The organism is Burkholderia sp. Cy-637, from assembly GCF_011753175.1.
In the GTDB taxonomy this organism is placed as follows: domain Bacteria; phylum Pseudomonadota; class Gammaproteobacteria; order Burkholderiales; family Burkholderiaceae; genus Burkholderia; species Burkholderia gladioli.
In genome coordinates, this window is record NZ_VWWC01000339.1 from 1 (window position 1) to 2,418 (window position 2,418).

Annotated in this window: 2 protein-coding genes; one reads left to right on the forward strand and one right to left on the reverse strand. The window is 70.3% G+C overall.

Going from position 1 to position 2,418, the window contains the following annotated elements; translation table 11 throughout:
- The coding region (gene lhpI / locus F3J10_RS35240) for a bifunctional Delta(1)-pyrroline-2-carboxylate/Delta(1)-piperideine-2-carboxylate reductase (protein ID WP_167244014.1) at positions 1-902 on the reverse strand (902 nt) is incomplete at its 3' end.
- A gap of 306 nt (positions 903-1,208) precedes the next feature.
- On the opposite strand from lhpI, the gene F3J10_RS35245 reads away from it, so the two are divergent.
- The coding region (locus F3J10_RS35245) for a mechanosensitive ion channel family protein (protein ID WP_167244015.1) at positions 1,209-2,418 on the forward strand (1,210 nt) is incomplete at its 3' end.

Here is a 2,418-nt window from a genome sequence, read left to right on the forward strand (position 1 = left end):
CGGCCGGCGGCCAGGTCCCAGGCCGCGCAACCGACGCTCTTGAACAGCACCGGCTGCTGCGCCTCGGCGCGGCCGCCGGCCTGCTCCGCCGCCACGATCGCGCCGGCCAGCGAGCCGACGCGCGCCCAGTCGACGCCGGCCAGGATCAGGTCGCCGGCCTCGTGATGCGCGCCGTCGGGATCGTCGACGAACAGGGCGCTGCCGTTCACGGTCCGCGCGGCGATCTCGGCGCGATCGGCGGTGAACACGCCGACGCCCACCACCAGGCGCCCGGCGCGCGCCGCCTCGTGATAGACCGGCGTGGCGCTGGTGGTGGCGGCGATCACCAGGTCGACCGAATCGGGCACCGGCGCCTCGCCGAACGGCTCGATGCCGGGCAGGCTCTCGCGCCAGCGCGCGCAGAACGCCTCGGCGCGCTCCACCGAGCGCGCCTTCACGCGCACGCGCGCCTCGGGATACAGCTCGGCCAGCGCGTCGAGGTGATGCGCGGCCTGGGTGCCGATGCCGTACAGCAGCACCTCGCGCGGCGCCGCCGCCAGGAAGGTGCGCGCGCCCAGCATGGTGATGCCGGCGGTGCGCCGCCCGGTGACGGTCGGCCCGTCGAGCGAGACCAGCGCCTCGCCGCTGCCGGGATCGTAGGCCACCACCTGGCCGTGGATGGTCGGCAGGTCGCGCTCGCGGTTGCCCGGGCAGACATTGACCAGCTTGTGGATCGCGATGTCGTCGGCCGCGGCCGGCATCGACAGCATCACGCCGCCCTCGCGCAGCGGCACCGCCAGCCGCGCCGGGCTCAGGATCCGGCCTTCGGCCGCGTCGCGCGCGGCCACCGCCAGCGCGTCCACCAGGGGCCCGAACGGCAGGCAGGCCGCCGTTCGTGCCGCATCGCATACCGCAAGAGTCATCGAAACGCCTCCTCGTGATTGCCGGCGCGGGCCGCCTGTTCTCAGGCGTCGCGCTCGCGCGGGAAGCGCACACGTTAAGCGAGCCCGGCACCGGCGGCAAGCGGCGTCAAAAAAACGGGTACGATCGCGCCCGGCGCCTGCGAGCCGGCGCGCGAAGCCGCGCCCGGCGGCGATCGGTAAAAAGTATCGGAACCCGGCGCCGGATCCGCGGTCCCTTACAGACGCCCTGCGCCAAGCCGGCCGAGCCGGCGCCAGGCAGGTTCCCTGCACTACCGCACCACCCGTTCACCGTTTTTCCTCGATTCAATGAATGCCATCTGGTTTGCCCCCCTCGTCGGCTGTCTGATCCTGCTGGCCGCCTCCTGCGCGATCGCCCTGGCGGTGCGCTTCGTGCTGTTCCGCGTGGTCGCGAAGTTCGCAGCGCGCACCCCCACCCGCTTCGACGACGTGCTGTTCCAGTTCGGCGCCTTCAAGTGGCTCTCGCGCCTGGTGCCCTTCGTGGTGTTCCAGCTCGGTTTCCGCTCGATCCCGAACATTCCCGAATCGGCCGCGCAGATCGTCGACAAGCTGCTGTTCGCGATCGTGGTGTTCCTGGTGACGATGACGATCGGCGCGGTGCTGTCGGCCGCCGAGCACCTGCACCGCACCCAGCCGCGCGAGCGGCCCACGCTGTCGCTCAAGGGCGCGATGCAGCTGATCAAGCTGGTGATGTACATCACCGCCGCGCTGGTGGTGATCGGCACCGTCACCGGCAAGCAGATCGGCCTGCTGCTGTCGGGGATCGGCGCGATGTCGGCGGTGCTGATGCTGATCTTCAAGGACACCATCCTGGGCCTGGTGGCCGGCGTGCAGTTGTCCTCCAACGACATGCTGCGGATCGGCGACTGGATCACCATGCCGAGCGCGGGCGCCGACGGCGACGTGATCGACATCACGCTGAACACCGTGAAGGTGGCCAACTTCGATCGCACCATCATCACCATCCCGACCTGGAAGCTGATCACCGAGAGCTACCAGAACTGGCGCGGCATGACCGAATCGGGCGGGCGGCGCATCAAGCGCGCGCTGTTCGTCGACGCGAGCAGCGTGCGCTTCCTGAGCACCGAGGAGATCGCGCGGCTGGAGCGCTTCACGCTGCTGAAGGACTACCTGGCGGGCAAGCGCGACACGCTGGCCGAATGGAACGGCGCGCTCGGCGCCGACGGCGAGTGGATGGGCAATCGCCGCCAGTTGACCAACCTCGGCACCTTCCGCGCCTATTGCGACAGCTACCTGCAGCGCCACCCGCGCATCCATCGCGGCATGACGCGCATGGCGCGCCAGTTGCCGCTGACGGCCGAGGGCATCCCGATGGAGCTGTACTGCTTCACCGATACCACCACCTGGCTCGACTACGAGACCATCCAGGGCGACATCTTCGACCACCTGCTCGCCGTGCTGCCCGAGTTCGGGCTGCGCGTCTACCAGCATCCTTCGGGCTTCGACATGCGCGGCATGATGGAGGCCGCGGCGGCCT